The following is an 18,511-nucleotide window of genomic DNA, read 5'->3' as shown; positions in this document are numbered from 1 at the left end:
TCATCGGCTTGTCGGCTGGTCGGTGCCGCTGGTTCCTGCCTCTGTCAGTGACGGTCTCCAGCACATCACATAACGCACGCACTCCGTCACCGTTCGTCGTGAATTGGCGAGAGTGGAAGCCGGGCCTCCGCGTGGAGGGCTCAGAGGTGGAGGCTCGGACGCGGAGGGCTCAGACCAGACGCACCGGCTTCTCCGGGCGCACCCCGGTCCGGGCCAGCCAGACGCTCAGCGGCTCCGGATCGCCGTCCTCCACGAGGGCCAGCACCCGGGGCCCGAGATCCGCCGCCCGCTCGCCGCCGACGAGCAGGGCCGGCCCGTCCAGCCAGTCCAGCCCGGGCACGGCCTCCGCCGTGTCCACCGCCGCACAGCAGACCATCGCGGTCACATGGTCGGCGAGCAGGTCACGGCCGGTACGCGGCGGCTGGAGCGGGAAGAGCGGCAGAGGCCCGTCGGGACCGCTGACCGCCACCGCGGCGGGCGCGGAAGCCGTCTTCCGGCTCTTCTCCGCGGCGCGAGCGCTCTCGGCCGCCGCGGCGACCCGCGCCTCCCTCGCCGCCTCCTCCCGCGCGAGCAGCGCGCTGAGCGCCCCGGCGAGCGCCTCGGCGGCGGGGTTGACGGGCTCGTCGTCGAGAGGTCCTGACGACTCGTCGCCGAGATCGTCCGTCAGACCGTCGTCGAGGTGCTCGGCGGGGTCGGCGTCCAGGTGATCGGCCGGGTCGGCATCCAGGTGACCGGCCGGGTCGGCGTCGTGAGCTCCTGTCGGAGCGTCCTCGTCGGCCGCCGTCGGGTCGTCGGTGACGGCCCAGGAGTCGTCGTCGAGGACCGTCGGCTGGTCGTCGCGGACCGTCGGCTGGTCGTCGGTGACGGCCGCCCGGGGCTCGTCGCTTCGGGCCGGGGGCTCGTCGCCGTCGGCCTGGGGGCGCGCGGTCGTCAGATGGGCGATGACGCGGGTCAGGGTCGGGCCGACGGCGTCCGGGGCGGATCCGGCGGCGGAGTCGGCGACGCCGAGGCCGTCGAGGACGGCATGGAGGCGGGCGGCGTCGGTACGCCACTTCCGGTCGACGACCTCCTCCGGGTACTGGCTCCACTCCACCGGCGACCAGTCGGGGCCGGGCTCGGCCGGGCCGCCGTGGAAGAGGCGGGCGGCGAGCAGCGAGGTGGCCTCGTCGACCGCGCCCGGCTCCTCCAGGAGATCGCAGGCCGGACGCTCGCCCAGCCGGGAGGAGAAGCCCTCGGCCAGCCGGTCGCGGCGGGAGAGCTCGGTCAGCGCGGAGACCACGCCCGCGTCGAGCTTGGCGGGCCAGCGGCCCATGCGCCAGGCGGGCAGCGCGACCCGGGTCAGGAGCCGGTCCCAGCCCGCGTAGGCCAGGCCGACCTGCTCCTGGGCGACGATCCGTACGCCGTAGTCCACCGCCTGGGCGCGCTCCGAACCGGCCGCGGCGACCCCGCGCTCCATCTCGGCGGCGTGCCCGCGGCAGGCGCGCAGCAGCAGACGGGCGATCTGCCCGACGCCGTGGGCGCCGAGCCGGCGCAGCGGGTCGAGGCCGGGCTCCTCGGGGACGGCGACGGCCGCGTCGAGTCCGCGGACGAAGCGGCGGGCCGCGGCTATGTCGGGGTGCGCGGCCGGTCCCGTACCGGCGACGACCGGGGCGAGGACCGCGCGCAGCTCGGCGACGCGCATCCACCAGAGGAACGGCGAACCTATGACGAGGATCGGGGCGCCGTCGCCGGACACCGTCCGGCGCGTGCGATGGGCCCGGTGCGTGCGGTCCTCCAGCCAGCTGTCGCAGTCCGGCGTCAGGGCTATCCCGGCCGGTGCGGGGACCTCGAGCCGCTCGGCCAGGTCCCGGACGAGCCGGTAGAGATCGGGGGCGGCGGTCTCGGCGAGCTCCACCGTCGGCGTGGCCGCCGGGCGGGCCCGGGCGACGACGAGGGCGACGACCGTGGCGGCGAGGAGGACGACGAGGGCGAGGGCCGTCACGACCCAGCGGGCCGTGTCCCAGGCCGCGCCGGTGAAGTGGCCGGTGACCCCGCCCGCGTACAGCACGACGGCCACCGCGGCGGGGAGCACCGCGAGGCCCAGCGCCCTGCCCCGGACACGAAGGACGGCGAGGGCCCGGGAGCGCGCGGCGCGCGCACCCCACTCCTCGCCGACAACGGCACCAGTACCGGACACGCCGTCCATCACCCCCTCCTACCCACGTCGGGACTGCCTGTGGCGGTGTTGCTCACTCCCCCACTGTGGCACCCGCCACTGACATCGCAATGCCGGTGGGCCAAGTGCCGGAACGCCTTCGCCGCACCCTAGTTGGGGCGTCGGGGGGCGTCATCCGTATGGCCCATCCGTCACTCGATGGAATGGCTTTGGGTAAAGGTGATGGCGCTCAGGCGGCCGTGCGGTTCACGACTTCTCCACCGCACGGCCACAAGAGGAACCGGGCCTGATCAGCCCTCGGCGGCCTTCCGCGCGATGTCCGTGCGGTGCTGCGAGCCGTCAAGGCGGATACGGCCGACCGCCGCGTACGCACGCTCGCGGGCCTGCGTCAGGTCCGAACCGGTCGCGGTGACCGACAGGACACGGCCACCGGCGCTGACGACCTTGTCGCCGTCCAGCTTCGTCCCGGCGTGCAGCACGTACGCGTGCGGGGCGTCCTGCTCCACGATGTCGCCCAGGCCCTCGATCGGGTCGCCGGTGCGCGGGGTGTCCGGGTAGTTGTGGGAGGCGACGACCACGGTGACCGCGGCGTCGTCGGCCCAGTTCAGCGGGGCCTGGTCGGCCAGCGTGCCGTTGGCGGAGTTCAGCAGGACGCCGGCCAGCGGGGTCTTCAGACGGGCCAGGACCACCTGGGTCTCCGGGTCGCCGAAGCGCGCGTTGAACTCGATGACCCGGACGCCGCGGCCGGTGATCGCCAGACCCGCGTACAGCAGACCGGAGAACGGCGTGCCGCGGCGGCGCAGCTCGTCGACCGTCGGCTGGAGGACCGATCCGAGGACCTCCTCGACCAGCTTCGGGTCGGCCCAGGGCAGCGGCGAGTAGGCACCCATGCCACCGGTGTTCGGGCCCTCGTCGCCGTCGAGCGCGCGCTTGAAGTCCTGCGCGGGCTGGAGCGGGAGGACGGTGGTGCCGTCGGTGATCGCGAAGAGGGAGACCTCGGGACCGTCGAGGAACTCCTCGATGACGACCCGGTCGCAGGCGAGCGCGTGCGCCCGCGCCTGCTCGACGTCCCCGGTGACGACGACGCCCTTGCCGGCGGCGAGACCGTCGTCCTTGACCACGTACGGAGCGCCGAAGGCGTCGAGCGCCTCGTCGATCTCCTCCGGGGTGGTGCAGACGTAGCTGCGGGCGGTGGGCACACCGGCGCCGGCCATGACGTCCTTGGCGAACGCCTTGGAGCCTTCGAGCAGCGCCGCCTCCCGGGACGGGCCGAAGACGGGGATGCCGACCGCGCGGACGGCGTCGGCGACACCCGCGACGAGCGGGGCCTCCGGGCCGACGACGACCAGTTCGGCGCCCAGCTCGGTGGCGAGGCGCGCGACGGCGTCGCCGTCGAGCTGATCGACCGGGTGCAGCTCGGCGACCTCCGCGATTCCGGCGTTGCCGGGCGCGCAGTGCAGAGCGGTGACGTCGGGATCGAGGGAGAGAGAGCGGCACAGGGCGTGTTCGCGGGCGCCGCCGCCGATGACGAGGACCTTCACGCCAGCCAGAGTAGCCCGCCGACCGGGATGCCCCTTGTGCGGGCCACCGAGCGAGACGCCCCTACTCGTTCGTGTATTCCTCCACAACGGTGGCTCCCAGCTCGCGCACGATCAGGTCGTGCCCGGAGAGGGCGGAGTCCACCAGATCGGGGTCGTCCTCCTCCGGCACGTCGTCCTCCGGCGCCACGGGCTGCGGCGCCGGCGGGCTGTACGCGGGGGCCTGTGCCGGAGCCGGCGCGGCCGCCTGCGGGAAAGCGGGGGCCGACGCGGCCTGCGGCTGCGCGGGAGCGGACGGCGGGGCCTGCTGGAACGCCGGGCCCGGAGCCGCGGACCGGCCGCCGAAGCCGCCGGTCCCGCCCGAGCCGCCGAAACCGGTGGCGGCGGGCGGGGGCGTGGCACCGCCCGACGGGTCGATGATCGCCTCGACCTTCCAGTTCACGTTGAACTGCTCGGCGAGGGCCTGCTTCAGGACCTCCTCGCTGCCGCTGCTCGCGAAGTTGTCCCGCGCCCCGGCGTTCAGGAAGCCGAGCTGGAGCGTGGTGCCGTCGAAGCCCGCGACCTGCGCGTTCTGGCTGAGCAGGATCCAGGTGAACCGGCGCCGGTTCTTCACCGCGTCGAGGATCTGCGGCCACAGGTTCCGCACCTGCGCCGTGTCCCCGCCACCCCCGCCGGCAGCCGGGGCCGGCGCGGCGGGCTGCGCCTGTACGGGCGCGGGGGCGGGCGGAGCCTGGGGGGCCGAGGCGCCGGGCCAGGCGCCGGCCGGGGCCGGGGCGGCCGGGGTCGCCGGCGCGGAGGCGCCGGGCCACGCACCGGGCGCACCGCTGCCGGGCGCGGCGGCTCCCGGCCACGCGCCGGGCCGCGGCGCGGCGGGAGCGGTCTGCTCGGCGACGGGCTGCGCCTGTACGGGGGTGGGAGCGGGGGCCGCCTGGACGGGTGCCGGGGCGGGCGGGGGCGGTGCCATCGGCGTGTGGGCCTCGGGCCCGGGCACGTACCCCATGGCGGGCGCCGGCGGTCCGGGCGTGTAGACCGGCGCGGGCGCGGCGGCCGCCCCGCGCTCCAGCCGGTCGAGCCGGGCCTGGAGCGAGCGCTCGTCGTCGAAGGCGGCGGGGAGCAGCACGCGCGCGCAGATCAGTTCCAGTTGGAGCCGGGGCGAGGTGGCGCCCCGCATCTCGGTCAGTCCGGCGTTGACGAGGTCGGCCGCCCGGCTGAGTTCCGCGGCGCCGAAGACGGACGCCTGGGCCTGCATGCGCTCGATCACGTCGACGGGGGCGTCGATGAGCCCCTTCTCGGCCGCGTCCGGCACCGCGGCCAGGATCACCAGGTCCCGCAGCCGCTCCAGGAGGTCCGCGACGAACCGCCGCGGGTCGTTGCCGCCCTCGATGACCCGGTCGACGACCTCGAACGCGGCCGCCCCGTCCCCCGACGCGAACGAGTCGACCACCGAGTCGAGCAGCGACCCGTCCGTGTAGCCGAGCAGCGACGTGGCCATGGCGTACGTCACACCGTCGTCGGTGGCGCCCGCCAGGAGCTGGTCCATCACCGACATCGAGTCACGCACCGACCCCGCACCGGCCCGCACGACGAGCGGCAGCACCCCGTCCGCGACGGGGATGCCCTCCTGCCCGCAGACCTCGCCCAGGTACTCCCGCAGCGTGCCGGGCGGCACGAGCCGGAAGGGGTAGTGGTGGGTCCGCGACCGGATCGTCCCGATGACCTTCTCGGGCTCGGTCGTGGCGAAGATGAACTTGAGGTGCTCCGGCGGCTCCTCGACCACCTTCAGGAGCGCGTTGAAGCCCGCCGACGTGACCATGTGGGCCTCGTCGATGATGTAGATCTTGTACCGGCTCGACGCCGGCCCGAAGAACGCCTTCTCCCGCAGGTCACGGGCATCGTCCACACCACCGTGCGACGCCGCGTCGATCTCGATCACGTCGATCGACCCCGGCCCGTTCCGCGCGAGGTCACGGCACGACTGGCACTCCCCGCACGGCGTCGGCGTCGGCCCCTGCTCGCAGTTCAGGCACCGGGCCAGGATCCGCGCACTCGTCGTCTTCCCGCAGCCGCGCGGACCACTGAACAGGTACGCGTGATTGACCCGGTTGTTCCGCAGGGCCTGCTGCAACGGGTCGGTGACATGCTCCTGCCCGATGACCTCGGCGAAGGACTCGGGGCGATAGCGGCGGTAGAGCGCGAGAGACGACACATGTACGAGGTTATAGGCGCCCACCGACAACCCGGGAAAAACCGCCACCACCACGGGAACGACCCGGCGGCCGTACGGGACCAGAAGGCCGAACGGCCCGGCGGTCGCACGGGACCGGACGCCCTTCCCGTACCGCGGCGGCCGCCCTCCCCATCCGGGAACGCAAGCGCCCCCCACGCACCTGCCAGAGCCGACCTACCCTTGCTGCCTTCCGGCCCTGGGGGAGTTCAGTCAGATAGCACCGCGTGAGGGGCTCCGCCCAGCGTACCCGATCCCCGGACCCCTCCGTCCCCCGCTCCCCACACCACCCCCTCCCGGATCCCCCCGACGACCCCCGCACGGATCCCCGTAGCGATCACGTTCGCGAGCACCCCCCAACGTCTTGTATTGTTTGCGGCGGAGGATTCGCCTAGTGGCCTAGGGCGCACGCTTGGAAAGCGTGTTGGGGGCAACCCCTCACGAGTTCGAATCTCGTATCCTCCGCCATTGCTCTCACCGGGCAATACGTTGAAGGGCCCCACCGTTCGCGGTGGGGCCCTTCGGCGTTTCCGTCTCGGCGCCCCCGGTTTCCGTCTCGGTTGCTCGGCGGCTGCTCGGCGAGGGCCTCCCTCTCCCCTTCACGTGCGCTTCCTCTCGTTCGCCCCTGTGCGTCGTCGTCTCGTGGTTGCGGTCGATGTTTCCGTGACGGTGATCCCGTCATCCCGTCCCGCGGGTGGTCTCGGACCGATAGCGTCTGCTCCGGGGTTTGTGGGGTGGGGACGGCAGCGCCGGGCGCGAGGGGAGCGTGGGCATGCAGCCGCTGGCAGCGGACGATCCGCGGCAGGTGGGCGAGTACCGGTTGCTGCGGCAGCTCGGAGCAGGGGGGATGGGCCGGGTCTACCTCGGCCGGACCGCGGGCGGGCGGACCGTCGCCGTCAAGGTGGTCCGTCGCGACCTGACCGGGGACTCCGAGTTCCGGGCCCGGTTCCGTCAGGAGGTGGCGGCTGCCCGGCGGGTCAGCGGTACCTGGACGGCACCGGTCCTCGATGCGGACACCGAGGGCGGGCATCCGTGGGTGGCCACCGGGTACGTCGCCGGGCCCGCGCTCAGCGACGCCGTACGGGAGTTCGGGCCACTGCCCGAGCCGGCCGTTCGCACCCTCGGCGTCGGCCTCGCAGAGGCACTCACCCATGTGCACGGTCTCGGGCTGGTGCACCGGGACGTCAAGCCGTCGAACGTACTGCTGACCCTGGACGGGCCTCGGCTGATCGACTTCGGCATCACCCGCGCACTGGACGCCACCACCGTGCTCACCCATTCCGGCCAGGTGTTCGGCTCGCCGGGCTTCATGTCGCCGGAGCAGGCGAACGGGCTGCCCGCCGGGCCGCCCAGCGACGTCTTCTCGCTCGGCGCGGTGATCGCGTACGCGGCCACCGGCACGATGCCGTTCGGCTCCGGGGTGAGCGCGCCCGTCCTGCTCTACCGGGTGCTCCACGAGGAGCCCGACCTCTCCGGGCTGGCCGGCCCGCTGCACACCCTCGTCCGCGACTGCCTGGCCAAGGATCCGTCCCTCCGCCCTACGCCCGGACAACTACGGGAACGGCTGGACGCCGACGGCGCGGCCGCCGCCCGACTGGGGCACGGAGACTGGCTGCCGTCGGCGCTGGCGGCGGCGGTCGGACGCAGCGCCGTGCAGCTGCTGGACCTGGAGGGGGAACGGGAGGCCGGGGAGGGGACGGCCGCGGGGGACGGGACTGCCGCGGGAGGCGGGCCTGCCGCGCCGGCTCCGGAGGCGGCGGCTGGGATCCAGGCTCCCACCGGGGGCCGGACGGCTGCCGAGGCGGCGGGAGTGGCCGAAGCGGTGCGAGCGGCCGAGACGGGGGGAGTCTCCGAGGCAGCGGGAGTGGCCGAAGCCGCGCAGGCGGCCGAGGTGGGGCGAGCGGCCGAAGCCGCGCAGGCGGCCGGGGCAGCGCAGGTTGTGCCGGGCGGGGGTGCGCCCCGGGTCCTCGGTGTGCCCGGGTTCGGGCCGCCGGCACCACCGCCGGGTTTCGGCCCGCCGACGGTGGGACCCGTCGGGCCGTACACGCCGACCCCGGTCCCGACCCCGCCGGTTCCGCACTACGGGATGTATCCGCAGCGGCCACGCGGCCGGCGGCGGTACGGCGTGCCGGCGGCCGTGCTGGTCGGCGTGCTGCTGCTGGGCGGCGGATACCTGCTGATCGAGCAGCTACGGGAGAACGACCGGCGGGACACAGCGTCGAACCCCGGGCAGACCACCCCGGACGGGGGGCGGACCACCACCGCCGCCCCGACTTCGACGAGCCCGGATTCGACGAGCCCGGAGCCGACCGACGACGGTTCCGATCCGGCTGATGACAGCGCCTCGCCCGACGCGAATACCGCGGAGCCGGGGCCGGCCATCCCCGCGAAGTTCCTCGGGACGTGGGTCGGCGAGCAGAAGACCGCCGGTGGGGACGTCACCTCTGTCACCCTCACCGTCGTCCAGTCGGCGCAGAGCGAGGAGAAGAGCAGGATCCGCACCAGGACGTCGGAGACCGGCACCTGGTGCGAGGACATGTGGACGCTCAGCGAGGCCGACGAGAGCCAGGTCTCCTACGCGGCCCGGGCGACCGGCTCCCCGTCCGGTGAGGCGTGCAGCGGCGACGGGTCGATCTACCGCCTGATCACGATGCAGCCGGACGGCACACTCCGCTACATGGACCTCCTCGCGCAGGACCAGTACATGGTGCTGCGGAAGAAGGGCTGAGCCGCGCGGACGCCCCTTCCCCGGACCGACAGGGCTTCGGGGTCCGGGGGAAGGGGCGTCGGCAGGCGGCGATCGTCGGGCGAAGCCGAAGCGCCCCCGCCCCACCCTTACAGGGCCCAGGGCAGGGCGCGGGTGCCCTCCGTGCCGGGGACGGAGGCGACGCCGTCGGCGCGCATGACGACGTGCGCTTCGGCCGCCAGGAGGGCGTGGATCCGGCGGAGTACGCCGGGCGGGAGGACGAGGGTCTGGCCGGCCTCGACCTTCTCCGTACGGGTTCCGCAGGTGACCTCCAGGGCGCCCGCGGTCACCGTCCACACCTGTTCGCGGCTGATGGCGTGCTCCGGGCCGGTCTGGCCGGCCGCCATCTCGACGGTCCACGTGCTGAGTTCCGCGCTGCCTCGGGTGGGGGACGCCAGGCCGGTCATGCGGGCGTTCGGGGAGACGGTGACGGCGTCGGCGGTGGGCGTGATCACGTGCATGGCGGGCTCCTCGGTGTGGGCGTCGTCTTCGTCGGCGGCCGGGGTGGCCGGCTCGATCGAGGCGGTCGGGGCGGTCTGTTCGGCCGTGGTGATCTGCTCGGTCGGGCCGGTCGTCGGTGTGGTCCATTCGACGAGCTGGACGACGATGCCGTTCGGGTCGGTGAGCTGGAACAGGCGCTCGCCCCAGGGCTCTTCGCGGAGGGGCAGGGTGATCGGGGCGCCGGCCTGGGCGAGGCGGCGTTCCTCGGCTTCGATCCCGGAGACGGTGAGGGCGAGGATCAGCCCGGCGGCCTGCCGGTCGCGCTGTTCGGGCGGGAGGACTTCGCTGCCGCGGCGGAGGAGGACGATGTCGGCTGCGGCGTCGCTCCGGCTCAGGGAGACGAAGCCGTCGGCGGCCATGGCGATCTCGTAGCCCAGGTGCGTACGGAAGAAGTCGCGCGAGGCGTCCACGTCGTCGACGGTCAGGGACAGCGTGGTGGTGGTGACGTTCATGGCGACTCCCGGCGAGTGAGGACGGACGGACGAGGGGCGGGGCGGGTTCGGCTGCGGGCGGTGGTCCCATGCACCCGGCGGCTCCGCGGGGGTGGCGACGTTCTCTATGCGGACTCCTTGACGTAGGTGAGGACGACGTTGCCGCCCTCGAACACACGGCTGTCGGTCAGCCGGAGGGCGCGCGGCGCGAAGCCGGTGCGGAAGAGCGGAATGCCGGCGCCGGCCACGACCGGGTACTGCTTGACGATCAGCTCGTCGATCTCGGGGAACAGCCGGCCGGCCAGCTCGGCGCCGCCGCAGAGCCAGATCCCGAGGCCCTCCTCCTGCTTGAGCTTGCGGACCAGGGTGAGCGGGTCCTCGTCGGTGACCTCGACGGCGGGGTCCGGGCCGGTGCCGAGCGAGCGGGAGAACACGATCTGCCGCAGGTGGGCGTACGGGCTGGTGAGACCGACGGCCAGGCCCGGCTCGTACGTGGCACGCCCCATCAGCACGGTGTCGAAGCGGGCGTTGGGGGCGTCCGCGACACCGAAGGCGGCGCGGGCCGGGGTGGGGAGGGCGTCGGCGTACGCGGAGGCCAGGTGCGGGAGGTAGTCGGCGGTGAGGTGCGGCGCGAAGAAGTCGGCATCGCCGTCGGGGGCGGCGATGAAGCCGTCGATGGTGGCGCCGACGAAGTAGGTGAGCTTGCGCATCCGGTGGGCCGTATCCCTTCCGTCGGGCGATTTTTGCGACGGACATAAACTTAGACCCGACCACTTGGATCGGTCAAGGGTATTTTTGCCATGGGTGTAAGATTTCTTCATGACCACCGAGATGGGGCTCCGCGAGTCCAAGAAGCAGGAGACCAGGCAGCTGATCTCCGACTGCGCCACCAGGCTCTTCATCGACCAGGGCTTCGAGCGGACCACCATCGCCGAGATCGCCACGGCCGCCCGCGTCGCCAAGAAGACGGTCACGAACTACTTCGCCCGCAAGGAAGACCTGGCCCTCGACCACTACGAGGCGTTCACGCAGGGCCTCGCCCAGGCCGTCGCCGACCGCGGCCCCGACGAATCCCCCCTCGCCGCCCTCGGCCGCACCTTCCGCGCCGCCCTCCTCGCCCACGACCCGGTCGTCGGCTTCACCGGCCTCGCGTTCGCCCGCATGGTCGCCGACAGCCCCACCCTCACCGCCCGGATGCGCGAACTCCACGACCAGCGCGAGGAGGCACTCGCGGAGGCACTGGCGGGAGCGCTCCCGGCAGCCCCGGCAGGAGCCCCGACAGGAAACGACGGCGCGGACGGCGAGGTCACCGCGCCCGCCATCGCATCGCGCGCCGCCGCCGCCCTCATCGCCGCCGCCGACCGCCTCCTGTTCCGGCGCATCCAGGAACTCACCCTCGCCGGCCACGACGACGACCGGATCGAGGCCACCCTCCTCCCTGAGGCCGACCACCTCCGCGCCCTCCTCGGCGGCGCCCTCGGCAGCGACCCCGCCACCTGGTGAAACGCCCACGACGCCGAAGGGCCCCACCGCGAACGGTGGGGCCCTTCTTCTCGGTCCGCACGAACGGTCCGTACAGACGCTCCGTACAGACGCTCCGTACCGGCGGCGTCCCGGCGTCAGCCGTTGACGACGATCACGGCCGAGTTGTTGGTCAGGTCCGGGTCGAAGGAACGGATCGGAGGCTCGTACTGGTCGTTGTCGAGCGACACCGTGGACTTCGACTTGCCGGCCCGGTCGATGCGCAGGTCGAAGCCGAAGGTGTGGGTGGCGCGCTCGTCCAGGTAGATCGGCGTGGTGCAGCGGTAGCGCGGCGCGCCCAGCTGCTCCTCCAGCCACTCGCCGGTCTCGCTGAGCGCCGAGCAGGAGTCGGGCTTGGCGGTGACGGTCGTCCCGGCCGGGACACGCACGTCGACGACGGCCGCCGGCTCACCCGCGCCGAGCGAGGCGACCCAGGCCGGGCCCCGGTTCTTCACCGTGACATCGGCCCGTACGGTCGCGCCGACCGCGCCCTCGACCCGGCTGCCCCGCAACTTGAGATCAGCGGTGTTGGCGGCGTGGATGATCACGGAACGGTAGTTGTCCTGCGGGTCCAGCTCGGGCACCGGCGCCTCGGCCGTGGTCACGGTCGGCGTCGCGGTCGTTCCCGCCGCCGCGGCCGCCGCGTTCCCCGTGACCGTACGGAGCGCCGGCGCGGCAACGAGATCCAGCTCGGCGCCCGTGCCCGGCGTGTACGTACGACCGCCGCGGGCCGCCTCAAGCGCCTCGGCCGAGTACGGCTCGACGGAGTAGTCGTACCGGTCGTACAGAGCGTTCTTCCGCACCTTCAGCGGATTGGCGAGCGCGAACGACTGCCCGGGCGCGATCGGCTCGTCGAGCACGCACAGCGCCTCGGTGCCGACCTCCGTGTCCCGGTACCCGCAGTTCGCCGGCCGCTCGACAAAGCCGAGACCACGCGAGGCGAACAGGTGCAGCAGCGCCCCCTGCGCCGTACGGTTCCCATGATTCCCCAGCGTGGCCGGCACCGTGATGGCACTGCCCGGCGCGACACCGTCCCGCCGGGGCGACTGGCTCAGGGCCAGATCCGCCCCGTTGCCCAGCACGACGCGGGTCTCCCCCGGATAGGACGTCAACTCCCCCGCCGTGGCGGTGTACCGCAGCACACCCTCCACCCCGTCCGCCGCACCCGGCAGCGCCCCCACCGTCAGCACGGCCGCCGTCATCGGCTCCGTACCCACCGGCGCGGGAACATCGCACACCGCCGCGCCGGCCGTCTCCACCACGCAATTGGCCGGCCAGGTCACCTTCGCGAACGCGCCGAGCCCACTCGCGTCCACACTGATCCGCCCCGCCCCGACCTCGTTCTCCTGATTGTCGTGCGAGACCTTGAGCGCCACGGTCCGCTCCGGCGCCGTCCCGTCCTCGTACGCACCGGGCAGCACCAGCTCGTACGGATCCGAATACGTCCACAGCTGATCACTCACAGCCGAGGCCGACCCGGCCGACCCGAGGCTCAGCACCACGGAGACAGAGACGGCGGCGACCGGCACCCACGCGAGACGGGCACGACGAGTACGACGGGTAGGGAGAGAGGTGTCCAGAGGTTTCATGTGAAACCTGACCGCCGCGCACCCGCCAAGGTTGTACGGGAAGCGCGGCCATCCGGTCCTCCTACCGGGCCGCCCGACTACACAGGACAGGGGCGGTACTCAAGGCTCAGCTCGCGGTCCACCGCGTAGCTCGTCCGCATCGACGCGTCGATGACCTGCTGCCACGAGCCGTACTTGGCATAGAGCTGATCCGCCGTCGGGCCGAGCGGATTGCCGTACTTGGCCATGTTCCGCTCCTCCAGCACGCGCACCTCCTCCCGGGTCATCCCCGCCCGGGTGATCTCCTTCGCCTGGTTCCGCATGTCCACCAGCTCCCGCGCGATCTCCTCCTCGGTGAAACCCGCCTCCCGCATCGACACCTCCGTCCGATGCATGTCCTCCAACAGCCCGTGGTACCTCATCCGCGTCCGCTGCGCCTCCACCTTCTCGTCCATCGGCAGCACCCGAATCCGGCACACCACCGGATCCGCGCTCGGACACGGCTCATCCGCCGACACCGGCCTCTCCAACGGCGCCGTGATCACCGAACCACACGCCTCCGCCGCGCCCGCCACGGCCGTACCCGCCGTACCCAACAACGCGACAGCCGCCACGAACGGGACCAGCGCCCGACGCAGAGAGAAGGAGAAACCGGCATCCAAAACCAGGGAACGTTCCATGCCCGCCACCCTCGCCACCACCCCCTCCCCCTTCACGCAGGCGCACCGACCATCACCCCTACGGGGCACCGACCGGCCGACGCCCCGTCCCCTCCACAAGGGGCGTTCACCGGTTCGGGGGGTCATCAGAGGGAGGGACGTTACTGCGGGCATCCGTATGTAGTCATGCCGATACTTTCTGTGATGACCAGTCGGCTCGACCAAACAGGGGTTATCCATGCGGAAGTTGGCTACAGCTGTGGTGGCTGCGGGGTTGTTCTTTGGGGGGATGGGGGTGGCGGTGGCCGACTCTGAACACGAGTTGGTCATGAGGATGCCAGGCGTCGGGTTCGTCGGCACGTACCGGTGGCAGCCCACGAACAAGGTCCCGAGTGGACTTCATGTGAAGGGCGAGCTGCGGGACGAAAACAAGGATGACGGTCACAACGTCTACCTCCGCACCAAGGTCGAGGGCTACCCATGGGGCCACCTCACCGGAGTCCAGAAGAAGCGCATCAAGGTCGACAAGGTCTTCTACGACGGCGCGGTTCTGAAGACGAAGGAAGTGTGGATGCACGCGTGCATCGATCGCGGTTCCTTGCGGCCTGACTACTGCTCACCGGAACGGCTCTTCTCGCGGAGGTAGTCAACGGACCTGGGAGCCGCCGCCACGCGGCTCCCTCTCTCCAAGGAGCACGCCACGATGGACGTCATTCTCCGCGCCGAGGGCGTGGATCTCTTCTATGGCACCGAGCAGGCCGTAAGTAGCGCAGATTTCACACTTAAGCGCGGCGAGGTAGCCGCCATCATGGGGAGCAGCGGGTCGGGAAAGTCGTCGCTGCTGTACTGCCTCGCGGGAGTTCTGCCTCCGACCAACGGCACCGTGACCTTCGACGGAGTACCGCTCTCCACCCTCCCTGACGGAGAGTTGAGCGCCTTGCGTCGAACCCGCCTGGGCTTTGTCTTCCAATACGGAGAGCTCCTGCCTGAACTGACGGCGGAGGAAAACGCGGCGCTTCCACTCCGGCTCGCCGGAATCAGTAAGACCCACGCACACGCCATTGCTGGACAAGTGTTGGGGCGGCTCGGAATGGGCGACCTGCTGCGGCGCAGGACCTCCAAGCTGTCGGGTGGCCAGAGTCAGCGCGTTGCGGTTGCGCGGGCCCTGGTCCATCGGCCCGATGTCGTCTACGCAGATGAGCCGACCGGGGCGCTCGACAGTTCCAACGCATCCGCTGTACTCGAGGAGTTCCTTCAGCTGGCGCGGAGGCAGAAGACGGCGGTGGTCATCGTCACGCACGACGCCGACGTCGCTGCAAAGGCCGACACGCAATACACGATGTCGGACGGTGTTCTGGCCCAACGGGTGGCGGCGTGAATACGTTCGCCCTCGGTATGCGCTTGCTGTGGAGCAGCGGACGTCGTGGACAGGTCCGCTTCGTGTTGATGGTGCTCGGCTCGGCGCTCGGAGTGGCCTGCCTGACCGCCGTCCTCACTATTCCGTCGATCCTCACTGCTCATGACGCGCGCACAGCCGCTCGCGAACCGCGCCCAGGCGCGAGCAGCTTCCTGTACCAGGAATTTCGTGATCCGTACGGGTCGCAACCGCTCCATCGGGTCTTCGTCGCACGGACAAGCCCTGGGCCCGCTCCCGTACCTCCAGGCATCGAGAACCTACCCGCCGCCGGTGAGGCAATCGTTTCGCCGCGGCTCGCTGCGGTTCTGGCCGCCAATCCCAAGGCGGCCGGCCTTGTCCCCGGCCATGTCATCGGCGTCATTGCGCCCGAGGGATTGGGCGACACGGAAGATCTATACGCCTATATCGGCACCACGCCGGCCCGGCTGACCGAAGCGGAGGAACTGGGTAGTTTCGGCACCGGCCGGTCGTGGCGGGAGATCGTCGACGCGTCGACCCTCGACATCCTGCGCTTCACCCTCGGGTGCATCGTCCTGCTTCCACTCGTCATCTTCCTCTCCGTCTGCGCACGGCTGTCAGGAGAGTCGCGTGCCCGGCGACTCGCCGCACTGCGGCTCGTCGGGCTCAGCATGAAGGACACACTGCGAGTCAACGCCGGGGAGAGTGTCGCCGCCGCCTTGGTAGGGGCTGTGCTTGGGGTTGCGGGCTACCTCGGGGTCAACGAGCTAATGGCTCGGGTCGGGTTGCCGGGCTTGCACTGGTATCCGGCAGATGGTCGCCCCTCGGGGTCGACCGTCGCCGTATGTCTGCTGGGGTGTCCGGCGCTGGCATGGGTCGTGGGGCAGTTCAGCGCTCGTCGTGCCGCCCTGTCGCCGATCAGTGTGCGAAGGACCGGAGAGCGTAAGCCTCCGAAGAAGGTCGGGACGCTGCTTCTGGTGCCCGGTCTCGGAGTCATCGTCGGGTACTGCGTGCTCAGTCTCATGGGGCGGGACCCGTCAGGGGGATGGGCCACTTCCCTGCTCGTGCCCGGTGCTGTGCTGTTGACCGGCGCCGGGCTCGTCTTCGGATTGGCACCCACCACAGCATGGCTCGCACGTCGGCTGGCCGGGGCGGCGAAGTCGCTGCCGGTGGCGCTGGCGATGAGACGTGCCGAGGTCGACCCTGGGTCTTCATTGAGGGTGGCCACCGGGCTCGTACTGCTGCTCTTCGGGGCATCACTTAGTCAGGGTGTGCTCATCGAACTCGACCAGGTCAGTCGGCGGACGGCTCCCCTTCAGGAATACAACATCAGCATGGGCGCGCTTACGCCCGCGCAGAGGCGACAGCTGACAGATGTTCCGGGCGTCCGGACGCACATGGTCTCGTACAGGTCCTGGGATCCACTGGACGGGAGCGAGGTCCCTCACGCCGCTCTCGTGGCGGCCACCTGCTCACAGCTCGCCGTGTATACAGAACGATCCACGGGTTGCGTTGAGGGAAGGATCATGCAACTACGGGACCCCCGCACGCTGTTCGAGTACGACCCGAAGGCGGGAGAGCACTACCCCTTTGCGTTGAAGGACGGCCGAAAGGCAATGCTCACTGTGCCTTCTGGGCAGGTCGATATGCGTCCCTGGGATGTCTCCGTATTTCACTCGGGCGTGCTTCTCGTACCGCCTGCACTGCTGCCTCCCGACCTGGCAGACACGGAAGGCACTCTCACGCTGGTGAGCGACGCCGATCCCGCCACCATCCGCGCCGTCCTCGATGGCGTCGGATCCATCGCGCCCACGTCCTCCGTCGAGCCCGTAGGAATCGTCATCGACTCCCTCGCTCAGCTCGCCGCGATCCGAAGCCTGCTCGCCGTGGGGATGGTGCTTGGGCTCGTTATCGGGGTGGCGGCGTTTGTGGTTTCGGTGGCGGATAGGGCGATGGAGAGGCGGGGGGAGGTGGCGGCGTTGGTGTTGTTGGGGGCGAGGGCGGGGACGTTGAGGGTGGTGCAGGTGGTGCAGGTGGTGGTGCCGCTTGGGGTGGGGTTGGGGGCGGCGGTGGTGGCGGGGTGGTTGGCGGAGTCGAGTTACCTGATCACGGGGGGTGGGGCGGTGCATTGGGATTGGGAGGGGTTGCCGGTGTTGGGGGCGTGTGTGGTGGGGGTGATGGTGGCGGCGGGGCTGGCGTCGGTGCCGATGGTGAGGCGGCATGTGGATCCGGAGCACATTCGGAGGGATTGATCGGGCGGGGAGCGATGAGTTTCGGGCAGGGTGGGGGTCATAGGGGTAGGTGCCCGTCGAGCCGAGGAGAAGATCGTGTCCGAGAACGTCGTGAAGGGTCCGGCCAGTTACTTTCCGTCGATCGAGAAGAAGTACGGGCGGCCGATCGGTGAGTGGCAGGAGCTGATCCGGTCGTCGCCGCTGACGAAGCACATGGAGCTGGTGTCGTGGCTGAAGGCGGAGTACGGGGTGGGCCACGGGCACGCGAGCGCGCTCGTGGCCCATACGTTGGCCGAGGGGAAGTAAGCCCGGGGCGAGTAGGCCCGGGGCAATCGGGGTCGGGGGACGTGGGGCCGGGTCACGCGGCGAGGGTGTGGGTCGCGCGGCGGTTGACCTGGGCGGTGAGGGCGAGGGTGGCGGCCGCGGCGGTGGTGCCGGCGATGAGGGCGGTCCACCAGAGGGTGGTCGGGCCGAGGGTCGTGTAGGCGGCGACGCCGAGGGTGAGGGCGGCGAAGCGGGCCACGCCCCAGGTCCAGCTGAAGGCGCCCTGGTAGCGGCCGCGGGCGTGGGAGGGGGCGAGGTTGGCGAAGAGGCCGGCGGCGATGCCGGCGACGACGACCTCGCCGAGGGACCAGACGACGACGGAGACGGTGTAGCCGGTGATGCCGTCGGCGATGCCGGTGAGGGCGACGCCCACGGCGATCAGCGCGCTGCCGGCGCTCTGCACGGCGAGCTGCGGGAAGCGGGCCACCCAGGTGGTCGCGAAGGGCTGGAGGGCGACGACCAGGACGGCGTTGACGGCCGCCATCGCCCCGTAGACCGCGGGCGACAGGCCGCTGTCGTGGACGGCGAGCGGCAGGGCGACCTCGGTGAGCGAGTAGACGAAGAGCTGGACGCCGAAGAGCGGGAGCAGGAGCAGGGCGAGGCGGTCGCGGAGGACGACGCCGTAGCCGATGCCGTCCTTGGCCGCCGCCGTGGTGGCCGTACGCGGGGGTTCGGGGATGCGGACCGCGACGACCAGGGCGTAGAGGAGCATCGAGCCGGCGTCGACGGCGAAGAGGAGCCAGTAGCCCTGGTCGGCGAGGTATCCGCCGAGGATGCCGGCGACGGCGGTGCCGATGTTCACGCCCCAGCCGAAGAGGGCGTACGCGCGCTGGCGGCGGTCGCTGTCGACGGCGTCGGCGAGGAGGGCGAACGCGGCCGGTGACACGGTGCTGCCGGCCGCGCTGATCAGCAGGGCCGCGGCAGCCATCGTCCAGACGCCGGGGGCGAGGAACAGGGCGCCCTGGGCGGCGGCGGCGCCGATCAGGCCGATGAGCATGGTGGGGCGGCGGCCGATGCGGTCGGCGAGGATGCCGCCGACGGCGGGGCCGAGGAGGTTGCCCGCGCCGAGGGCGCCGAGGACGTAGGAGGTCTCGGCGCCGGTCACTCCGCGTGAGGCGAGGAAGAAGACGAGGAACGGGGTGACGAGGTAGCCGAGGCGGTTGACGATCGTGCCGGCGAAGATCGTCCAGACGAGGGGCGGGAGACCGCGGAAGGAGGAGGGCATGGGAGGAGCGTGC

At 71.8% G+C, this 18,511-nt stretch carries 14 protein-coding genes, 1 tRNA gene and 1 other RNA gene; 7 read left to right on the top strand and 9 right to left on the bottom strand.

Annotated elements, in window-relative coordinates; genetic code table 11:
- Positions 1 to 169: 169 nt before the first annotated feature.
- The 4 genes from ACFVZH_RS25240 to ffs all read right to left on the bottom strand — a co-directional run bounded on the left by ACFVZH_RS25240 (position 170) and on the right by ffs (position 6,157).
- Positions 170 to 2,185: a hypothetical protein gene (locus tag ACFVZH_RS25240; RefSeq protein WP_384900518.1), complete on the bottom strand. Its 2,016-nt coding sequence runs from the start codon at positions 2,183 to 2,185 to the stop codon at positions 170 to 172.
- Positions 2,186 to 2,445: 260 nt separating this feature from the next.
- Positions 2,446 to 3,696 (bottom strand): phosphoribosylamine--glycine ligase, encoded by a 1,251-nt coding sequence (gene purD / locus ACFVZH_RS25235; protein ID WP_384900516.1) that lies wholly within the window; start codon positions 3,694 to 3,696, stop codon positions 2,446 to 2,448.
- 61 nt (positions 3,697 to 3,757) lie between these two features.
- Positions 3,758 to 5,899, bottom strand: a complete 2,142-nt coding sequence (locus tag ACFVZH_RS25230; RefSeq protein WP_384900514.1) for a DNA polymerase III subunit gamma and tau — start codon at positions 5,897 to 5,899, stop codon at positions 3,758 to 3,760.
- 159 nt (positions 5,900 to 6,058) lie between these two features.
- Positions 6,059 to 6,157, bottom strand: an RNA gene (ffs, locus tag ACFVZH_RS25225) — signal recognition particle sRNA small type.
- Positions 6,158 to 6,297: 140 nt separating this feature from the next.
- On the opposite strand from ffs, the gene ACFVZH_RS25220 reads away from it, so the two are divergent.
- Positions 6,298 to 6,385: transfer RNA gene (locus tag ACFVZH_RS25220), tRNA-Ser, on the top strand.
- A gap of 304 nt (positions 6,386 to 6,689) precedes the next feature.
- On the top strand, positions 6,690 to 8,645 hold the full coding sequence (locus ACFVZH_RS25215; RefSeq protein WP_384900512.1) for a serine/threonine-protein kinase: 1,956 nt from the start codon (positions 6,690 to 6,692) through the stop codon (positions 8,643 to 8,645).
- A gap of 107 nt (positions 8,646 to 8,752) precedes the next feature.
- Here ACFVZH_RS25215 and ACFVZH_RS25210 read toward each other — a convergent pair whose 3' ends face one another.
- Both ACFVZH_RS25210 and ACFVZH_RS25205 read right to left on the bottom strand, forming a co-directional pair.
- Complete coding sequence (locus ACFVZH_RS25210; protein WP_384900510.1) at positions 8,753 to 9,616, bottom strand: VOC family protein; 864 nt, start codon at positions 9,614 to 9,616, stop codon at positions 8,753 to 8,755.
- Between the two features lie 104 nt (positions 9,617 to 9,720).
- Entirely contained in the window at positions 9,721 to 10,305 is a 585-nt protein-coding gene (locus tag ACFVZH_RS25205) for a dihydrofolate reductase family protein (protein ID WP_384900508.1), read from the bottom strand.
- A 109-nt stretch (positions 10,306 to 10,414) separates the two neighbouring features.
- On the opposite strand from ACFVZH_RS25205, the gene ACFVZH_RS25200 reads away from it, so the two are divergent.
- Entirely contained in the window at positions 10,415 to 11,098 is a 684-nt protein-coding gene (locus tag ACFVZH_RS25200; RefSeq protein WP_384900506.1) for a TetR/AcrR family transcriptional regulator, read from the top strand.
- A 116-nt stretch (positions 11,099 to 11,214) separates the two neighbouring features.
- Here ACFVZH_RS25200 and ACFVZH_RS25195 read toward each other — a convergent pair whose 3' ends face one another.
- Both ACFVZH_RS25195 and ACFVZH_RS25190 read right to left on the bottom strand, forming a co-directional pair.
- Positions 11,215 to 12,579, bottom strand: coding sequence for a hypothetical protein (locus ACFVZH_RS25195; RefSeq protein WP_384900505.1), 1,365 nt, complete (start codon positions 12,577 to 12,579; stop codon positions 11,215 to 11,217).
- 203 nt (positions 12,580 to 12,782) lie between these two features.
- A complete protein-coding gene (locus tag ACFVZH_RS25190) occupies positions 12,783 to 13,364 on the bottom strand; it encodes a hypothetical protein (protein ID WP_384900503.1) in 582 nt (193 codons plus the stop codon).
- 217 nt (positions 13,365 to 13,581) lie between these two features.
- On the opposite strand from ACFVZH_RS25190, the gene ACFVZH_RS25185 reads away from it, so the two are divergent.
- The 4 genes from ACFVZH_RS25185 to ACFVZH_RS25170 all read left to right on the top strand — a co-directional run bounded on the left by ACFVZH_RS25185 (position 13,582) and on the right by ACFVZH_RS25170 (position 17,255).
- Entirely contained in the window at positions 13,582 to 13,989 is a 408-nt protein-coding gene (locus tag ACFVZH_RS25185) for a hypothetical protein (RefSeq protein WP_384900502.1), read from the top strand.
- A 57-nt stretch (positions 13,990 to 14,046) separates the two neighbouring features.
- The gene (locus ACFVZH_RS25180) at positions 14,047 to 14,721 is read left to right on the top strand and encodes an ABC transporter ATP-binding protein (protein ID WP_384900500.1); all 675 of its coding nucleotides are present in this window, start codon (positions 14,047 to 14,049) and stop codon (positions 14,719 to 14,721) included.
- Positions 14,718 to 16,970: an FtsX-like permease family protein gene (locus tag ACFVZH_RS25175; protein WP_384900499.1), complete on the top strand. Its 2,253-nt coding sequence runs from the start codon at positions 14,718 to 14,720 to the stop codon at positions 16,968 to 16,970. The genes ACFVZH_RS25180 and ACFVZH_RS25175 overlap by 4 nt, the downstream gene beginning before the upstream one ends.
- A 75-nt stretch (positions 16,971 to 17,045) precedes the next feature.
- The gene (locus tag ACFVZH_RS25170) at positions 17,046 to 17,255 is read left to right on the top strand and encodes a DUF4287 domain-containing protein (RefSeq protein WP_384900497.1); all 210 of its coding nucleotides are present in this window, start codon (positions 17,046 to 17,048) and stop codon (positions 17,253 to 17,255) included.
- A gap of 52 nt (positions 17,256 to 17,307) precedes the next feature.
- Here ACFVZH_RS25170 and ACFVZH_RS25165 read toward each other — a convergent pair whose 3' ends face one another.
- Positions 17,308 to 18,498 carry an MFS transporter gene (locus tag ACFVZH_RS25165; protein WP_384900496.1) on the bottom strand — a complete coding sequence of 397 codons (1,191 nt, stop codon included), beginning with the start codon at positions 18,496 to 18,498 and terminating at the stop codon, positions 17,308 to 17,310.
- Positions 18,499 to 18,511: the final 13 nt, after the last annotated feature.

Origin of the sequence: Streptomyces sp. NPDC059534, assembly GCF_042743475.1 — a bacterium.
Taxonomy (GTDB): domain Bacteria; phylum Actinomycetota; class Actinomycetes; order Streptomycetales; family Streptomycetaceae; genus Streptomyces.
The sequence above is the reverse complement of the archived record's forward strand: the minus strand, read 5'-3'. Positions and strand labels throughout refer to the sequence as shown.